We start from the raw sequence: 19,205 nt of genomic DNA, 5'->3' as shown, positions 1-19,205 counted from the left end.
GTGCAGAGGGGATGCAGCCCGTTTGCCTAGTACTGAGTGAACGTTTGTTTCATCACTTTTTCCTCCAGATTAATCCGGTTGAACAGTGTAATGAGATGAAGGATAAACAAAGGCACAAATACAGGCCAGGCTTGAGAAATCAGCGCAAAACCGATAAGCTCGGGAATAATGTTCAGGTAATAATTGGGATGGCGCACCAGCCGGAATAGCGAGCTTTGCACCAGTTTGTGGTCTCTGGCAATGTATAGCTTGTATGTCCAAAAAGGGCTGAGTTTGCGAATAACATAGATAAGACAGCAAAGGGCAAACACATACACGACAAGACCAATTACGGTCAACACATTAAACTGCACATCGTAAATAAAGGCGTATACAATGCAGCTCAGATAAATCAGGTTTTGCAGCACAAATAACACTTTGCTGTTCAGGTTGCCGTACTCGGTGCCGCCTCCTGCAACGATCTTTTTCTCGTTACGCATGGCAATAACAACCGATGGTATACGAATGAGTGAGATGATAATTAACAAAAATCCAATCCACATGGTGATCCGCTCCTTCTTCTCGCTTTTTATATTGGTAAGTATGGATTACATGCATTTCCTCGCCGAGACTTTCTCGCTGGAACTTTATTCAACTTGGTACTAATCAGGGTGTGTCCGGTACCAGTTTCCTCTGGTGTTCTGGATGGATTGGGTTCAGGGAAACGCTGATGACGTCCTGCAAGGTATGGCATTTATTCAGATCCTCCATACCAATTTCAGAGGAAATCCGGGCCTGGAGATGATGAAGAAGCTGAAGCGCCAGCACAGAGTCCATTCCGTAATCTTCCAGCAAACGATGCTCGTCCATGTCGTCTGGTGGGATCCCCAGCAGAGCTGCAATAATGCTTCTGACATCACTTTCAACCGAAGGATTCGGGGCTGTTGATCCGATAACTTCAGCTTTGGCAACGGGTACGGTTTCCATCTCTTCGTTACTTGCTTCAAATGAATCCTCCGTCACAGTACTCTTCATTCCAACCCAGTATTTCTCGGGTGTGAACGGATAGGTTGGAAGGGATATCCGCTCTGGACGATCCTCTGTATATAACAGCTCCCACTGGATCTCTACACCCTGCACCCACAGTTCAAGCAATTTATTGTATTTGCGACGTATAATCCATTTTTGCAGCGCTTCGCCGAGTTCTTCATCCTCTCTGAACAGTGCTGCTGTCCGTTTGTGAGCAGCAATGGAGCCGAGATGGAGCTTGTGACCTTTCGCAGATTCCGATGAACGCTGCGCATGCACGGATTCATCCGAATCGGTCCACAGGTGCGTGTCCTGAACGTAACCGTCCAGCAAGGATTTTAGCTCTGTAATTGATGCGGCTATGAAGCCTGCACGGTATTCCATCGCTTGTCTTCCTGTCTGAAGTGTACAGGCAATGCGGCGAAGCTGTTGAGAAGTACCCTCCTCCTCCTCATTGCGAAGCAGGACAGCCGACAACTGGATCATTTGTTCCCTGAGCCGCTCCTTGCTTTTGGCCGATAGCACGATTGCAACAGGAGCCAACTCGGATTCAGAACTGGTCACCTCATCATGCTGTCGTGGTGGTATATATTCCTCCAGAATAACGTGGGCATTGGAACCCCCAAAACCAAAAGAGCTCACTCCTGCCCTACGGGGCATTTCGTTGCCATTGCTGTCTTTGATTCTCTCCCATTCCTGCTTCTGTCTGACAACATAGAACGGGCTGTGCTCAAGCTGGACATACGGACTGAGCTGCTCTGCATGCAGGTTGGGGACAAGCTTGCGGTGTTTCATCTGCAACAATACCTTAATTATTCCAGCAATGCCGGAAGCAAGCTCCAGATGACCGATATTTGTTTTGACAGAGCCGACGCCACAGTATGGGGTTGACTGTCCTGAAGTGGAAGTCTGCCCTGTGGGTGATAAGCCTGCCCTCGTTTCCTGAAATACTGTCTTGAGCGCATTGATCTCAATTGGATCACCAAGTGGTGTGCCTGTGCCATGTGCTTCAATATAATTTATAGTGGAAGGATCAATTCCCGCCCGAGCATACACGGATTTCAGCAGCGCTGTTTGTGCCTTAGGGTTGGGAGCAGTAAGTGAGCCTGCCTTTCCGCCGTGATTTTCACCGCTACCACGGATCAAGCCGTAAATGTGGTCATAGTCGCGCTGAGCATCACTCAATTTCTTCAGAAAAATCATTCCAACCCCTTCTCCACGGCCGTAACCGTTTGCCTCGCTTGAAAAGGTTTTGCTACGCCCGTCCGCGCTAAGCATGCCCGCTTTGGTCAGACTGATATGAGCATCCACGGACAGGATCGTATTTACACCACCGGCTACAGCCGTCTCGCAATCCCCATTTCGAATGGCTTGAACGGCCCGATGAATGGCAACCAGGGAGCTGGAGCAGGACGTTTCGACAGGCTGGCTAGGACCGTGTATGTTCAGTGTGTAGCTCATCCGATTAGGGCCGACCGAAGGAACGGTGGCTGTGACGGAGTATGCCTCGACTGCTTCATTCGACTGGGCCAGCATGACATTATATCCGCTGCTGCCTGTGCCAATGAACAGTCCCATGGCGGACCCTGACAGGTCTGAGGGTGCATAACCTGCATCTTCAATCACTTTCCACACATGCATCATCAGCAAGCGCTGTTGCGGGTCCATGTGCAGGGCTTCCTTGGGAGAAATGCCAAAAAACAATGGATCGAACTCACTGATTCCGCTTATAAATCCCGCATGTTTTACGTTGGTTTTGCCTTTCTCTCTAAGCGGATCACCCATATAATCCTGCCAGCGCCAGCGTTCCTCTGGAATCTCCGAAATGCAGTCTTTGCCATCAAGCAGATTATGCCAAAATTGCTCCACGTTATCGGCCATCGGAAACTTGGCGCTAATACCCACAATGGCTATTGGCTCGGGAGAAGACAGCTGGTCTGAACCCGAATTAAGCTGGCTGGCTGTACCTGTATGGGAACCGGCAGATGTGTGTTTCTCCTCTTCTAAAGCCGTTGACCGCAATGAAGTTTGCAGCGGTTCTCCCCTTTCGGATGCTCCTGGCACAGAATGAGACATATCATTCAGCGATTCGGGTTGAGGTGCCGTTCTGCCGCCAGAAGGCTGTTTCCACTTAGTGGGATGACCTTGCAGCAGATGAGCTGCCAACTCGCGAATAGTGCCATGCTCAAAAAAGATGGCGGGTGTCAAACCCAATCCATGGTCGCGATTCAACCGATCCGCGAGCTCTGTGAACAGAATGGAATCAAAACCGTATTCTGCCCATTCCGTATCACTGTCCAAATCGTAGATACTGACTTTTAACAGGGAAGACACCGTTTGGGATAATAAGGATAGAACCTGTTCTTTCCCCTGATTTCCCTGAGACGAAGGCGTCATTGCAGATCCCGTAACAGGGTTGGATTTTTCATTCATATGCTGAACGATGCCCGCGCCTTCAACTTCGGAAGAGGATGTTTCCGCACGGTTCAATTGCGATCCCTTTTCCCTCGTTGTTTCTCCAAGTGATTGATCTTCAGCCTGAATCCAGTAACGATTTCTGGCAAAAGGATACGTGGGTACACGAACAATAGTTGGCTTCTTCTGAAGATCATCATACAAAGCTGTCCAGTCCACTGTCTGTCCCTGCTCCCACAATGTAGCCCATTGATGAAGCCTCTCGAGTGAAGAATGATCTTTCATTGAAGGCATTTCATAAGGTGTTTCACTGTAATGTTGTTGTAATGATGACTGGCCTTTCAGGAACTGATCGATCTGTTCCACCAGTTCACTGTGGCTGCTGCCCGTCCAAGCAACCCTGTATTTCATGTCCGTTCTTCCAAGCTGAAACGTGTAGGCGATATCTATTAGGCGCTCAGACAGACCCCTGTTCTCCAAATAAAAACGAACTTGGCGAGCGTATTCGATCAATCTTTCCTGTGTTCTGGCCGAGATCGGAAGAACCACTTCACCATTCCCTGAAGATTCCGCTTCATCGGAATACGCATCTAATGGAGAACGATCTGTCCATGAGACGGCAGTTGGAATATATTCCTCTACGATCAGATGTGCATTGCTTCCGCTTGCGCCAAAAGAACTCAACCCGGCACGAACAGGCCACTCCGCATAGCGCCCATTCTGTTTTCCATGACGGCGCTCCCAACGCTCGCTTGTCCGCTGCACGTGGAAGCAGGTATTCTCAAACGGAATCAGCGGGTTCAGCTCCTCAGCATGCAGCGAAGGAAACAGCTCCCTGTGCTTTATTTGCAGGATAAGCTTGCTTAGCCCGGCGACGCCTGCCGCTGCCTCTAGATGTCCAATGTTGGACTTTAGGGAACCGACAGCACAGTTTTGGCCCGGATTGCGGCTGTTTCGAAAGGCTCGCTCCAGCCCCTGAATTTCAATAGGGTCACCCAGTGACGTTCCGGTTCCGTGGGCTTCGATATATCCGATGGTTCCTGGCTCAACGTCTGCTGCCGCGAGTGCATCTGTAATGACTTCCGATTGGGCCACTGGATCTGGCACCGTCGTTCCGGATGTTTTGCCAGCATGATTCAGAGCCGAACCCTTAATGACGCCATAGACCGGATAACCTTGCTTGCGGGCTTCAGCCACCGTTGTGAGCAGGACAGCGCCTACCCCTTCACTTGGCACATAGCCGTCCCCATCCTTGCCAAAGCTGCGACATTTTCCGTCCGATGACAAAAACTTGGCCTGTTTCAGAAATACATACTTATGGGGATGGGTGACCAGATTCACACCCCCTGCTATGGCATAATGGCTCTGTCCATGTCGAATGCTCTCGCAGGCCAAATGTATTGCTGTCAGGGAGGATGAACACATACTGTCTACAGCGATGGATGGACCATGGAAATTCAGGTGGTAAGAAACCAGATTGGCGATGGCTGAAGCATTGCTACCCATGGCTGTAGGAATGCCTTGCTGCGTCATGGCTGCGCCAAGCAGTTCATAATGGTTCCAGAACACGCCAGCAAATACACCGACATTCCGCTTGGCTGCTGATGCATCATGATGCTTGTCACGTTCAATAGCAAAGCCTGCATCCTCACAGGCTGTCCAGGCCGCTTGCAAAAACAAACGTGCCTGTGGGTCCATCCTTTCGGCTTGAAGCGGCGAGATTTGGAAGAAGGCCGGGTCAAAGTCATCGATCATGTCCAGAAATCCGCCAGCCGGGTAATATTCAGAAGCGGAATACGTAAGATGCAGCCCCGCCCAGCGTTCATCCGGCATGGGCGTGATACAATCTCGTCCCTCCTTCAATATCCGGGCCAATTCGTCCATGTTGTTTGCCGAGGGATACCTTCCCGCCATGCCAATGACAGCAATATCTTCCGGATCAGATGGCGGCGGCAAATGAATGGCCATGTCGTCTCCCATAACGGACTGAATGCGGGATTTATTCCCGTATACAAGTACAACCTGCGAAACATCCTGTGCAATAATCCGGTCAATAAGCGCTATGCCCTCAGCCAGTGGTAGCGGCATTGAACCTGAGGACGTATACATGCTGCTCCGAATATGATCATTCACTTGCATGCCGCCATCTGCCCATAACGGCCAGTTAATCGTAACCTGGCGTGGAATTGCTCCTTCTGTTCCACCTCTCTCCTGATGATTCACCAAAAGTCTGTCCATACAGCTGTTGGCCACAGCGTAATCAGCCTGCCCTTTGTTGCCTACAATGGCTGACAGGGAGGAAAACGCAACCGTGAACTCCGGCCTTAGATCATTTAAGGCCTGCTCCAGATTCCAGAGTCCATCTATTTTGGGCTTTAACACCTGCTCCAGGTCGGACAAAGGCTTTTGCAGCATCAACTGATCTTTGGCAGTTCCAGCACAGTGAAATACCCCCGTGATTTCGCCATACTGATCCCGAATCTGCAGGATAGCCTGCTTCATCTCGGCTAGAACGGTTGTATCGGCCTGAATATACATGGCTTCTGCACCGTTGATGCGCAGCGGATTCAGTTTGCGCTGAATGTTCTCACTCAGCGGAGAACGTCCGATAAGAACCAGCTTGCATCTGCATTTACGGGAAAGATGCATGGCCAGCGCATACCCCAGACCGCCCATGCCGCCGGTAATAAGATAGATTCCGTCAGGCTTATAGGTTTTTTCCAATGCGGGCCCCGGAACAGGTATCTCCACCAGCTTGCGAACATGCCGCTGAAGGGAGTCTCCTTTGTACCATATGCAGAAAGCGGACCCTGATGAGATGTTTTCGGCTTCGAGCCGAAGCTGACGAATCAAGGTCTCATTCATGGAGCTTTCATGCAGATCCATTCTGATTAATTGAGCCCCAAAGGCTGGAAGCTCCATCGCGGCTGTTTTTACCAGACCTTCAAATCCGTGAATGTATCCTCCCGTGTCACGGGAATCCGACAGCACTTGAAGAACGATTCGTCTGCCCGCATTTGGGTGAATTGCTTTTGCCTGGATCATTCCGTATAACGCGGTTACCTTCTGGCGGTACAGATCAGCGTCCATGGACAAATGATCAGGCAATTGATGAACCTCGTATACGTCAGACTGAAGCTCCATCTTGGCAGCAAAAGCCGGATAGTTGCCATAGAGAACAACGATCCGGTACGGGGTGAGATCGGACTGAGGCATTTTTCCATCTGCTATCGTGTGTCGGGCAGATTCAGCCTCATAGATATCCTGTGTTTCAATCCATTTAGGTTCATAACACACAGGTTCTCCATTTCCCTCGATTTCTCTGGCTGTTGCTGGTATTTCCGAATGCGTTGCAGGTTGTTCATCAGTCGAATGACTGCTTTGGGACGGAGCCGTATTCAAGTTCACACGTTCCGACACCGCTGCTGCCTCATTCCAGGCGTCGGAACAATGGGTGTGCAGGTATTCGGTCAACGCCTGCACGGAAGAGTGCTCAAACAGCAGCGTTGGATAAAGTTCCATGTTCACCCGGTTTTCCAGCCGTTTCACCAGCTCAAGCAGGTGCATGGAATCTAGTCCCTGCTCATAGAAGCCTGTCCGCTCATCCACTGCCTCAGGTAAAATGTGCAGCATGCGTGCGATTTCAGCTTTCACATAACTCGAAATCATGGTTCGGATCTGGTCTTGGGAGCCCGCAGACATTGCAGTTGTCTTTGCCCATTCGGAACTTTCAGCTATTGCCGGTTCAGAAGTTGGTTTGTCGTTGCGTCCAGTTGTCATCGTGTTTGTCAGCCCGGTAATGGATGCGGCATGGCGAACTCTTTTTGCCTTCAAATGTACAAACTCCGCAAGCAATCTGCCCTCTCGATCTGTAACAGCAATGCTGCGGGAGATGATATCCCCACCGGAAAGATCACTTGGTGTTTGTTCAGTAAACGTACGAATCTCAGCTGGAAAACGGTCGTATATAACAAATCGTTCAATCATGAACGGAATGTATGGCGGAACTTCTTCATCCAGACCGCCGACCTTTCCCAGGCGGAAGGACGACCCGGCAAAGGTCGCCCCGTCCAACAGGGCCACATGAGCGTGGAACTTGTCCAGATACTGCTCGGCCAGGCTGCTAAGCCGGATATCCATCCACTCCATTTGGTCTTGTCTGTAGACATCTCCGTTGTTTTTCATAAAAGAAAAATGCTGTATATCCGCCTGTCGGGCGAGTTGATAGATCTGATCCATATCCCACGTCTGAAGCCCGTCTGTGTCTTTGGAAGGTAACAGGTGTGTAGGCTTTAAAGCTTGTACAGGTTGTACAGCTCCCTTCCCGTTGAGCAAATACAGCTTGCATTCCATATTCAGCACATCAGATGAAGGCGGCTCACCGTCTTTAGGTACTTTGCGGCTATGGATGGTGACCTGACCCTCATCCATCTTCATGGACAACGTCAGCATGATATCCACATCAAAATCGGTCGAAGTGACAATCGGCTGTATAAACACGATATCCCGAAGTTCAATGGAGGTTGTACGCAGATGGCTGCCGCTCAGTCGGTACACCATATCCAGCAGCACCACACCTGGAAGGGTGCAGACGCCGTGAACACGATGATCTCTCACGAAATAGTCGCTGTGGCGCAATCGCTGTAAAAATGATTCGGTTGCAGGCAATGTCATGATCCGCGTCACTCCCTTCTCATAGCTTGATGAAATCAAAAAAGCTCGATTGCTCCGAATGCTCCGGTAGCTGTTGCATCGACGACGCAGCTGAAACATTGGACGATGCCTCCACCGATTCCGTTGCCTTGACGGGTGGCCAGCAATACTTGCGTTGAAAAGGTGAATCAGGGAAACGAAGCGGCAGGCTCACCATGCGTTCGGAAGGAATACCTTCATTGCTTACAATAACGTGTGCGTTGTTGCCTCCAAGTCCGAATGCACTAATGCCTGCTCGCAGTATGTCGCTTGGACCACTTCCCCACGGCTGGTGCTGCTGTACGATATAAAAAGGAGATTCCCCGAACTGGAATCGCGGATTGGGCTGGTCGCAGTGAATCGTCGGCGGAAGCTCGCGGTGAGCAAGCGAGAGCAACACCTTGATCAGGCTGGCAATGCCCGATGCGCTCAGCAGATGCCCGATATTACTTTTGACACTGCCTACGCCGCAAAACTGGCGTTGATTTGTATATTTTGCAAAAACACCTGTCAAAGCCTTAAGCTCGATGGGATCACCAATTAGTGTCCCTGTTCCATGTGTCTCAATATAGCTGATGGTGGAAGGATGAATGCCTGCATTTAAAATCGCTTTTTCCAGCAATTCCTGCTGGGCTTCCGGGTTAGGTGTGGTAATGCCCATCGTTTGACCATCGTTATTGATGGAGGTGCCATCGATGACCCCATAGATCGTGTCCTGATCGGCGATGGCTTGCGATAACGGTTTAAGCAATACAACGCCGCAACCTTCACCCAGTCCGATGCCGTTTGCGTCCGCACTGAACGTTTTGCAACGAGAATCCGGAGATAATACGCTGGCAGCTCCAAGCATCTCGTAGGGTGCATCATCAAGCAGAATGTCCACACCGCCCGCAAAAGCGAGATCGCATTCCCCATCCAGCAGACTTCGTACAGCAAGATGAACTGCGGTAAGTGAACTGGAACAAGCGGTATCCACCACCATGTTGGGACCTTTCAGATTATAAAAATGGGACAGATGTGCAGCGATAAAGTTTTGGCCGATGCCAACGATTGTATCTTTGGTGTTGCCTCCCAGCTTGGATGAAAAGTTGCTCGCTCTGGAGCCAACAAATACGCCGGTCTGCGAATTCCATAAACGTTCCCGGCTGTATCCTGCGTCTGCGGCGGCCTCCACGCTCACTTCCAGCAGTTGGCGCTGGAGCGGATCGAGCTGTTCTGCCAGCGTATCTGTAATTCGGAAAAATGCCGGATCAAACTGTTCAATGTCCCGAATGAACGCCCCAATGCGCTTGCTGGAAGCGGAAGTCCTATTGGTGCTGCTGCCTGTCAACCTCAAGCGTTCCGCCGGGATCTCGGTCATGCTATCTTTGCCCTTTTGCAGATTGGACCAGAATTGCGCCGGATTCTCGGCATCAGGAAAATGACAGGCGACGCCAACAATTGCGATTTTATCCCGCTTCTTGGATTGTTCCAGCTTCGCTGGTTTTTCTTGTGCTTCATCCGCAGCATCATTCGGTTGGATCAGTCCGATGTGACCATCCATACCTGGTTCAGCATGTTGCACAGGAGGAGTGGAAGTCATTGAACGAACATCGGAAGGTTTTCCAGTCGAATTTTCCGCCAACTTAGAGTTGGGTTCCATCAACAGGTCAGTCAAAGATTCGGGATAGATCCGAACCAGATGTTTTGCTAATTGGCGCAGTGTTGGGTGTTCAAGCAGCAGCGAAGGGTCTGTTGCAACATGCTGCAGCTCTCGGTCCATCACCGTCAGAATCTGGACAAGCAGGATCGAATCCATTCCGTAATGCTGAAAAGGGGTATCTTCATCCAGCCGGGATTCATCCAATCTTAGTTCTTTTGCCATCAAAGCCTTAAGCCACGCCAGTGTCCTGTACTCCAGCTCCTCCGTGAAGCTTGCGGTCATCCGCTCCACCGGGCGTGGAATTAACGGAATGGATACCTGCTGTGATTCACCTAACGATGCCTCTGCCTGATGCTCCGTTTGTTGCCCTCCCTTGTGTACAGTCTGCGATGCAACTACAGCCGGCAGAATTACTGGTCCCCTGTTTTCCCGAATAATCCGATCCAGCCATAACATTCCTTCCGCATCGGTGATGCTGAGAAGACCGCTCTGGCGATATACTTCGCTAGTGACCGCACCAAAACCGGATTCCTGCCAGCTTGGCCACTGGATACTGATGACCGGGAATGGAGAGATGGCACTTCCCCGGGATGCGGCTTCGGCAAAATAGTCCATATACGCGTTAGCCATCACATAATCGCTCTGCCCTGCTCCCAGTGAAGGCATCGCTGAGGACACGGAGGAAAACAGCACAAAAAAGCGCAGTGGCTCATGCCTGAACGCATGAAACAACGTATGCACCCCGCCTGTTTTTGGATCAAGCACCCGCTGCATGGCATCTGCCTCCTTGCGAATAAAAGCCGGATTGGCAGTATCCACGTTGCCAGCACAATGAATAACCCCTCCAATAGGACCCATTGAGCGCTTAACTCTGGCCAGTTCTGCCTGAATGGCGTTCTCGTTTGTAAGTGGGATATCTGTAACAAGCACCTCGGCCCCCAGTTGTTCGAGTTCCAACAGGGATCTGATTTTGGCGCCCGTCGCAGTGTCATGGCTTGCATATGCGTCCCATTCCTCCCGCTGTGGTATGGCTTCCCGTCCAGTCAGCAACAGCCGCTTCACGTTGTGATGCTTCACGAAATGGCGGGCACATGCCATTCCAAGGCCGCGGGTACCCCCGGTAATCCACAACACCTGATTTGCTTCCAGGAAAGGTCGTTCCGGATCGATCCAAGATTCCATAACATCTTTGTTCATACCCGTCCCATAAGGCAACTCACGCATATAGGAACGCCAGCGTTTGCCATCACGGTAGCATATCTCCGGTTCCCGATCTGTTTGCCGGAACTCTGTTGTAATGCAATCAATCTTAGCCTCTTCCGAGGCCGACGGATCGACATCCAGATGTCTGGATTGGATGCTTCGGTATTCGGATTGCAGCATGCGGAACAGACCCGCACGAGAGGCGTGGGCCAGATTCACTTTCGAATTACGGAACGACTCCAAGCCACAAGTCACCAATAACAGCAACATCCCCTCATGACCATGGATTTCAATGACGTCCTGCACAAGCTGCAACCATCCCGGCCCGATCTGTTCTTCGTAAGCATCATCAACAGTGGTTTGCCTCATGCATGCTGTCAGATCAATCAAACCTGTCAGTCCATGCTCCAACCGTTCCTCATCTTGGAGCCAATGGCGTCCCGGATCATCCAATTGTTCTTCATTCAAAACCACCGTATGTTTAAAATATTTTGTCAATCTCGCAGCAAGGGCCGCTGAATCCCGATTGGCAAGGATCAGAATCATTCCAACAGTATCGCTTTCCTCGGAGATGGGTGCAATGTCCGCAAACTGCCAGTCTTTGTGATAAGCAGTCATTTGGCGCTCCGGTGCTGCTTTCTGAATTCCAGCAGATACGGGAGAGTTGAGACCATCCACATGTTCACGGATAACCGCTTCCTCAGGCAATTCAAACCAGCAGCGCTCGCGCTCAAACGGATAGCCAGGCAGACTAATTCGACGAGGCTGTCCTGTGGAGTATAGAACACTCCAATCCGCTTTGATGCCTTTCACCCACAGATCCAGCACTTTGCCGTAAAGGCCTTCATTTAACCAACGGCTCACGACTTCGCCAAAATGCTCATCCATGGCAATTGCTGCCTGCACAGCCTGATAGGATTTGACATTTCCGAGGTACATTCCGTCTATTCCGTCTACCGGCTCGTTCGTGTTCTCATTTCCCAGGAAAAGTTGAAGACGTTCCTTCAACTCCTGAACGGATCGCACTACGAATCCGAGGCGCTCTTCCATCTCCTGTCTTCCGGTTTGAAGCGTAAATGCCAAGCGCTCCAGCAAACGTTCCGGTTCTTCCTCTGCTCCTCCGGTGAGATGCTTCTCATCCACAGCAGTGAGCAAACGTCTGGCTCGTTCCCTGAGAGCGGATCGGGTTCGCGCCGAGAGCACAATGATGACAGCTCCTCCTCTTATTGCTTCGTTGAACGTTACCCCCTCATATGGATGGTAATCTGCCTCTTCAATGATCAGGTGGGCATTGGAACCACCCGCACCAAATGAAGACAAGCCCGCCCTGCGGGGAATCTGGACACGTTTGCCGTTTTCCATCCGCTGCAACGGCTTCCATGCTTCAGCATCCCGCTGTACACGAAACGGGGTCTGCGCAAAGTTGATATGCGGATTGGCCGGGTCTGAATGCAGAGAGGGCACCAGTTGCCCATGTTTCAGCTGAAGCAAAATTTTGGTCAGTCCGGCAATACCCGCCGCACTTTCGGCGTGGCCGATATTGGATTTTACCGACCCGAGAGCGCAAAACTGCTGCTGGTCCGTGGACTCTGCAAACGCTTTGCTCAGACCGGCAACCTCAATCGGATCACCAAGCGATGTACCTGTCCCGTGAGCCTCCACATAGGTAATGGTATCGGCGGAGATGTCCGCCTCAGCAATGGCTCTCCCTATGACACATGACTGTGCTGCCGGATTGGGTACGGTATATCCATTCGTTTTTCCACCGTGATTCAGTGCGCTGCCTTTAATAACCCCGTAGATATGATCTCCGTCTTCCATTGCCTTGTTGAGCGGCTTGAGAATGACTGCTCCGACACCCTCACCAGGAACATAGCCGTCCCCTTGTGCACCAAAGCTTTTGCATCGGCCTTCACTTGAAAGGAAGCCACCTTGGTTCAGTAAAATATACTTATTTGGATGAATCGATACGTTGACACCACCCGCCACCGCCACTTCGCATTCCTTCAATACAAGACTCTGACAGGCCAGATGAATCGCGGTCAAGGAAGAGGAACACATCGTTTCAACAGCCATGCTTGGCCCATTGAAATTGCAATAATACGATATTCGGTTGGCGATGGATGCCGGATTGCCACTTAAAGCAATGGAGGAATCTCCTTTGGCCTGAGCCTGGGCGGCGTACAGCTGGTATTCCTCGTACATGACTCCAACGTACACACCAACCCTGTTTCCCCAAGTATCTCCGGTTGCAGAAGCGAGCCCCTCCGGTGTATACCCTGCATCTTCAATCGCTTCATACGCCGTTTCCAGGAACAGCCGCTCCTGCGGGTCCATCATCTGTGCTTCTCTGGGCGAGATATGGAAAAACAAGGGATCAAAACGATCCACGCCCTGGAGGAAGCCTCCCCACTTGCTGCCAGGCTTCGGTGAATTAGGGTCCGCATGGTGCATATGTAGCCTGTAATCCCAGCGATCCAACGGAATTTCAGTGACACTGTCCCTGCCTTGCATCAAGTTCTCCCAAAATTGTTCCAGATCGTCCGCCTGGGGATAACGTCCGGACAGGCCAATAATGGCGATATCCTTGGCAAGTGAGCGCACTTGAGCATCTGCTGGCGCCGAGGGGCGCTGAGCTGGACGCTGGAATGCACGAAATGAAGGGTGTTGCAGGCCGGATCGGGCAGTCTTAGACTTCTCCGAACGTTCCTTACGTTCTTCATGTGGCTGCGCAGGAACCGAAATCAGGCGATTGACGATATTGCGGTGGGTCTTGATCAGATATCCACTCAAATCTTTGAGGGTCTGATATTCAAAAAGCAGTGTTTTGGACAATGGCCCGAAAGTACCCTCGAGCTGATCCGTCAATTGGGTAATGCTAATCGAGTCTATACCATACTCTTCCAGTCGGGCGTAGCTTACAATCTGATCTGCAGGCACTTTGAGTACCGATGACAAGGCCTTTTTCAGAAAAGTATCCAATGCTTCCGCCAGTATATTATCTGCTGCTGTGGTCTGCGCTTGCTTCGTCAAACGATCCGTTGGCAGGCTGGTTTGACTTGTACGCGGTAATGATTCACTCTCGGGAGCTAACGGCGCTGACGGGAAAGCGTTTGGATATCGCTGGCTCAGAAATGCCGAAGCCGATTGCAGCGTTGGATATTCCACAAATAAAACATGACTCAGATCCAGCCCACATTGCTCGTTCAACCTTTGGGCCAAGAGCGTTAATTGAGGCTGGTCCAGCCCGCATTCAAGCCAATCCGCTTCGCGGCTAATCTCATCTGGTCCCACACCAAGCAGTTCCGCAGCCAATTTTTGCAGCACAGACATGGCATCTGCTTCTGATACGAATGGGGTATCCCGCGTTGTACGGTTCATATTCCAACGTGCCTCCAGGCTGGAAATCAGCTTCGGAATGTCCCCTTGTACTCCAACGATTTCACATTCTGTGGACTGAAAAGCTCTGTACAGCAGCGTAATACCTGCTTCAAGATCCAGTGGACGCATTCCCGTACTTTCCCATAATCCCTTCTCTTCAGCAGGGCTTAAATGCATGCCGCCATCTTTCCATAACGGCCAGTGGATGGCCAGGGTCCTTCCTTGCCGTTTACCGGCATGCATTAACTGATGACGATACTGTGCATAGCTGCCCATATATCCGTTGGCCGCAGCGTAATCGCATTGGCCCGGATTTCCATATACACCCGACATGGAAGAGAACAGGATAAAAAAGTCCAGCTTCATCGCCCGGGTTGCTTCATCCAAATGAAAGGTGCCAGCAACTTTCGGAGCCAGCACCTTCTCCATTTCGGCTTTTGTTTTGTTCAAAATGTACTGATCTTCCGTTAAACCTGCGCTATGGATGATTCCATCCAGACGGCCGAAGCTATGCTGAATATAAGCAACAAGCTCCGATGTATCTTTTTCCCGGGATATATCCCCTTGGCGATAGATGATCGTGGTACCATTTGTTTTCAGGGGTTCCCACGCTTGCTCCTGATTCGCTGATATGTCCGATCTGCCTGTCAAAATCAGCGTTGCGTTGACAACCTTAGAGGCAATCTCACGGGCAAAAATATGGCCAAGGCCACCAGCCCCTCCTGTAATAAGGTACACCCCGCCATTCTTCCAAGGCATGGCATCCGTCTCAGCAGGCAGATGAAGGGCTTTCCAGTGAAGCACTTGTCGTTGTGGGCCGTCGTAGCCGATATATACATCCTCAGACTCCCGGTTGGCCTTTATGAGTTCGGCAGCACGCTTGGCGTTACGCGGTTCTCGAGGCCGGCTCTTCGATTCTGAATATCCCTCTCCCTCTTCCCTATCTTCAATGAACTGAACATGAATTCGGGGATTTTCCAGTGCCGCCGTTCGCAGCAATCCTGTTAATCCGCTATACAGCTGAAAATGATCTTCACGGCTGTACAGCAGCTGAATAAGCACATTCTCAGCGTTGGATGGACTGCTCACCAGTTGTTGAAGTACGTGGAGTACTTGGGTAGAAGCAGATGCAAAACGTTTGGAGCTTGCACCAACGTTGTGAATGTCAGCAACCTTTTCGGTTCCAAGCGCTACGATCTCGGTTGGTATTTGCTCTCGCTTCGGTCTTTCCTTTATTTCCTCCGCCAGTTCGGCCCAAGGTTCAGCCAGCATTACGATATGCCTGTCATAAGGGTGGTTCCAATTCTTAAGGACAGCGGCGGTTTCTTCCCAACGAGGTACCAACATGGCCGTTTCCCGCCCATGCAGCTCATCCCCCGAGACATCCCCCGGGACTGTACCGTTCTTCAATGCTCTGCAACTAAGTCCCTGAATAAGAACACATGGAACCCCGGTACTGGAGAACAAATCAATATTCAGCTTAGGCATGGTATCCGCAGCGGATGAAACGGAATCAGAACTGTAACGCACATGAGCCCACATTTCTTCAGTGCAGGGGCCCAGAACCTGAATTTCATCCATGGCGTAGGGAATGGGCAGCATAGCATTTGCGTTTTCCAGCTCTTTTCCTTCTCTTCCCTCCTTGTCCTCCATCCACAGCCCGATCGCGGATTGTAATGCCCCGTCCAGGATGGCCGGATGCAGTACATAGGATTGCATTTCATGTTTTAGTATAGAAGGCAGGCGAAGCTGTCCTAACACCTCGTCTTCTCCCACGTTTAACTCAACCAACAACCGATGGGCGAGTCCATAGTTGAGACCACCTTGTTCGTAAATTTTGTAGCATTGATCCGCAGTTAATCGTTTGGTGTTGCAACGTGCTTTTATCTCGTCCGGATCAATCGCCATTGCTGCTACAAGCTCGGGTTCCAGTGAAACGATGCTGGCATAACCGCTGCTGTGCACCCTATTTTCGCTCGATCCATCCGCAGACATCTCACTGTACAATTCATATTGAATAGGCTGCTCCTCTAATGAAGCTTGTAATCGAATATGCAGAGACACCGGAGTCTCCCTGACAACAAGAGGACGCATCCAAACATGGTTTTTCAAGAAAACTGCAACATTCTCTCCTTGCTGCTCGCCTAGAGCATCGCTGACTGCAGCGTGCGCCATTTCAAGGTAGGCCGCACCGGGTAGAATCCGCTCTTGTCCGATCCGATGATCATTCAGGTAAAATTCCTGGCCGGTCAGAACCGTCACGTATTTTTGCTCCGACAAGTTGGACTTATTCTCATGAAGCAGTGGATGAATAAAAGGAATATGACCGGAGTATCCGTTATGGGAAGACTTTCCCTTCATCTGGAACTCCACAGAAGGTTCACCAGGTATCCAATGCCGTTCTTTGGCAAATGGATACGTAGGCAGACTGATCTTGCAGTGCCTGAATCCGTTATGGAGCAAGTTCCAGTCCACATTCAGGCCTTTCACCCAAAACTCCAGCAATTTTCCGAACTTGCGTTTGGTAATCCAGTTCATTAGGGTATGGCTCATGTCTGCATCGGTTGAGAGTATGGATAGCGGCTGTTGTGCATCACCTGCATATCCCACATACATGTCGTCCATATCCTGATCTCCCGAACAGTAGCTTTCCAGTTTCGAGCTCAGTTCCTGTAGCGAACCCGTCACGATGCCAAGGCGCATGTTCATCATCTCACGTCCGGTTTGCAGCGTATAAGCGATGCTCGCCAATTGTTCCTCTTGATATCGATTGGATCGCAGAGCCGTTAACATGCGTTCACACAATTCACGAAGCTGCTCTTCATTCCGGGCTGACAAAACGATAAGAGCCTGCTGTTTAGCTGGTTTATCCTGCTCAGCCAGCAACATATCTGACTGTTCGGGACAATACTCCTGCACAATGATATGGGCATTGGAACCTCCGGCACCAAATGAGGAGATTCCCGCAATCCGCGGGACTTCCCGTGTAGAGTCTCCCGAATCAATCGTTATTCTGTCCCAGTCACTTAATTGCTTCTGCACTGTAAAAGGTGTCTTGTCGAACTGAATGTGTGGATTAGGCGGGTCCGCATGAATGGAAGGAACCAGCTGCCGATGCTGCATCTGCAAAAGGACCTTGGTCAGGCCTGCAATGCCTGCTGCACTTTCGCAATGACCAATATTCGATTTGGCTGAGCCAATGGCACATTTGTTGTCCGCTGCATTACCTTTCCTAAATGCCTGGGTTAACCCTGTAATTTCGATGGGATCTCCCAGCGAGGTGCCTGTCCCGTGAGCTTCGATATAGCTGATGTCCGCAATGTCGATTCCTGCCTCCGCGACAGCTGTTTCAATAACCTCCGCCTGTCTGGCGGGATTGGGAACCGTATAACCGTTCGTTTTGCCGCCGTGGTTAACAGCAGTTCCTTTAATGACGCCATAGATATGATCACCGTCAGCTATCGCACGGCCTAAAGGTTTGAGCATCACTGCCCCTACACCTTCTCCGGGGACGTAACCGTCACCGCCTTCACCAAAGCTTTCGCAGCGACCTTTCGAAGAGAGGAATTGCCCCTGTGTTAACATCACATATTTATTGGGGTGAACAGATACATTGACACCTCCGGCGATTGCGGTTTGGCATTCTTTTTTACTCAGACTCTGACAGGCCAGATGAATAGCCGTGAGTGACGAGGAACACATGGTATCTATCACCATGCTGGGCCCATGAAAATTACAAAAGTACGAGACACGATTGGCAATGGAAGCCGGGTTACCGTTTAATGCAAAGGGCTCTTTACCCGCAATCCTGGCTTCAGCGCCATACAACTGATACTCCTGATACATAACTCCTGCGAACACACCGACATTCCCGATCTGATCCGGGGGTGCATCTGGACCTGCGGCCTGTTCGCGGGTATATCCCGCATCCTGAAGTGTCTCGTAAACACATTCCAGAAACAGTCGCTCCTGTGGATCAATTCGTTCAGCTTCCTTCGGAGAAATCTGAAAAAAGAGTGGATCAAAACGATCCACTCCATCCAAAAATCCGCCCCATTTTCCAGAATGTTTTCCTTTGCTGCCATTCATCTCGGTATGAATCCGGTAATCCCAGCGATCTTCCGGTATTTCGGTGATGCAGTCCTTCCCGTGTTTCAAATTCTCCCAGAACTGCGCCAGATTACTAGACTTCGGATATCGTCCAGACATGCCAATGATGGCGATGTCCAGAGATTTGCTGTGCACATGTTCTTCGCTGATCGATTCTCCGCCTGCGCTAGTCGCTGCTGGAATTTTTCTCCGTGAGCCAGCAGACGGCTGCCGCTTATTGAACGAATTTGGGCTTTCAGATTTCCGTATTGTGCTGGACTCAAGCTCTGAGTTACGGAGTTGTACGTCTGAATTGCTTTTCGCCTGCACCCCTGTGAGCTGCTCTAGTCGTTCCCGGTGATGGCTCATGAAATACCCGGCAAGCTCCGCTATATTTTGGTATTCATAGAACAATGTCTTGGACAGCGGACCAAATTGCTGTTCCAATTGATCCGTCAATTTCATCACCATCACGGAATCAATGCCATAGTTCTCCAGAGGCGCATGTGCATCGATCTGTCGTTCCGGCAGCATAAGGCTGGAGGACAGTATTTTTTTGACATAACGAATGGCTTTTTCGCTGGTGTCGTCCTCTTTCTCTTCATGGAGCGTCTCTCTCAAGCTCGACTCCTGTTCTCCAGATTCGGACAACAGCCTTTGCAGCTGCTCCGCTGCCTGTTGATCGCTGAGCTTTCCTTGCTGAATCTTTCGATACAATGTGGACAGTTGGTCTTCCAAAGCGATCACCTCCTTAAAAGAAAAACGTCAATCGATA

Annotated in this window: 2 protein-coding genes and 3 pseudogenes; all 5 read right to left on the bottom strand. The window is 50.6% G+C overall.

What is annotated here, in order from left to right:
- Positions 1-26 precede the first annotated feature (26 nt).
- Positions 27-542 (bottom strand): isoprenylcysteine carboxylmethyltransferase family protein, encoded by a 516-nt coding sequence (locus tag BS614_RS20040; protein ID WP_084174635.1) that lies wholly within the window; start codon positions 540-542, stop codon positions 27-29.
- A 103-nt stretch (positions 543-645) separates the two neighbouring features.
- A pseudogene (locus BS614_RS32610) lies at positions 646-837 on the bottom strand (phosphopantetheine-binding protein); the annotation flags it as partial.
- A 486-nt stretch (positions 838-1,323) separates the two neighbouring features.
- Positions 1,324-2,937 (bottom strand): annotated as a pseudogene (locus tag BS614_RS32605) (type I polyketide synthase); the annotation flags it as partial.
- 282 nt (positions 2,938-3,219) lie between these two features.
- A pseudogene (locus BS614_RS31560) lies at positions 3,220-8,097 on the bottom strand (SDR family NAD(P)-dependent oxidoreductase); the annotation flags it as partial.
- Positions 8,098-8,116: 19 nt separating this feature from the next.
- Positions 8,117-19,168, bottom strand: coding sequence for an SDR family NAD(P)-dependent oxidoreductase (locus tag BS614_RS20030; RefSeq protein WP_074095295.1), 11,052 nt, complete (start codon positions 19,166-19,168; stop codon positions 8,117-8,119).
- Positions 19,169-19,205 lie beyond the last annotated feature (37 nt).

Origin of the sequence: Paenibacillus xylanexedens (genome assembly GCF_001908275.1) — a bacterium.
Taxonomy (GTDB): domain Bacteria; phylum Bacillota; class Bacilli; order Paenibacillales; family Paenibacillaceae; genus Paenibacillus; species Paenibacillus xylanexedens_A.
Note: the sequence above shows the minus strand (reverse complement) of the source record. Positions and strands in the feature narration are given on the sequence as shown.

Bases quoted from the DNA above. Each gene is read 5' to 3' on its own strand.
- BS614_RS20040 (WP_084174635.1), bottom strand. From the start codon at position 542: ATGTGGATTGGATTTTTGTTAATTATCATCTCACTCATTCGTATACCA.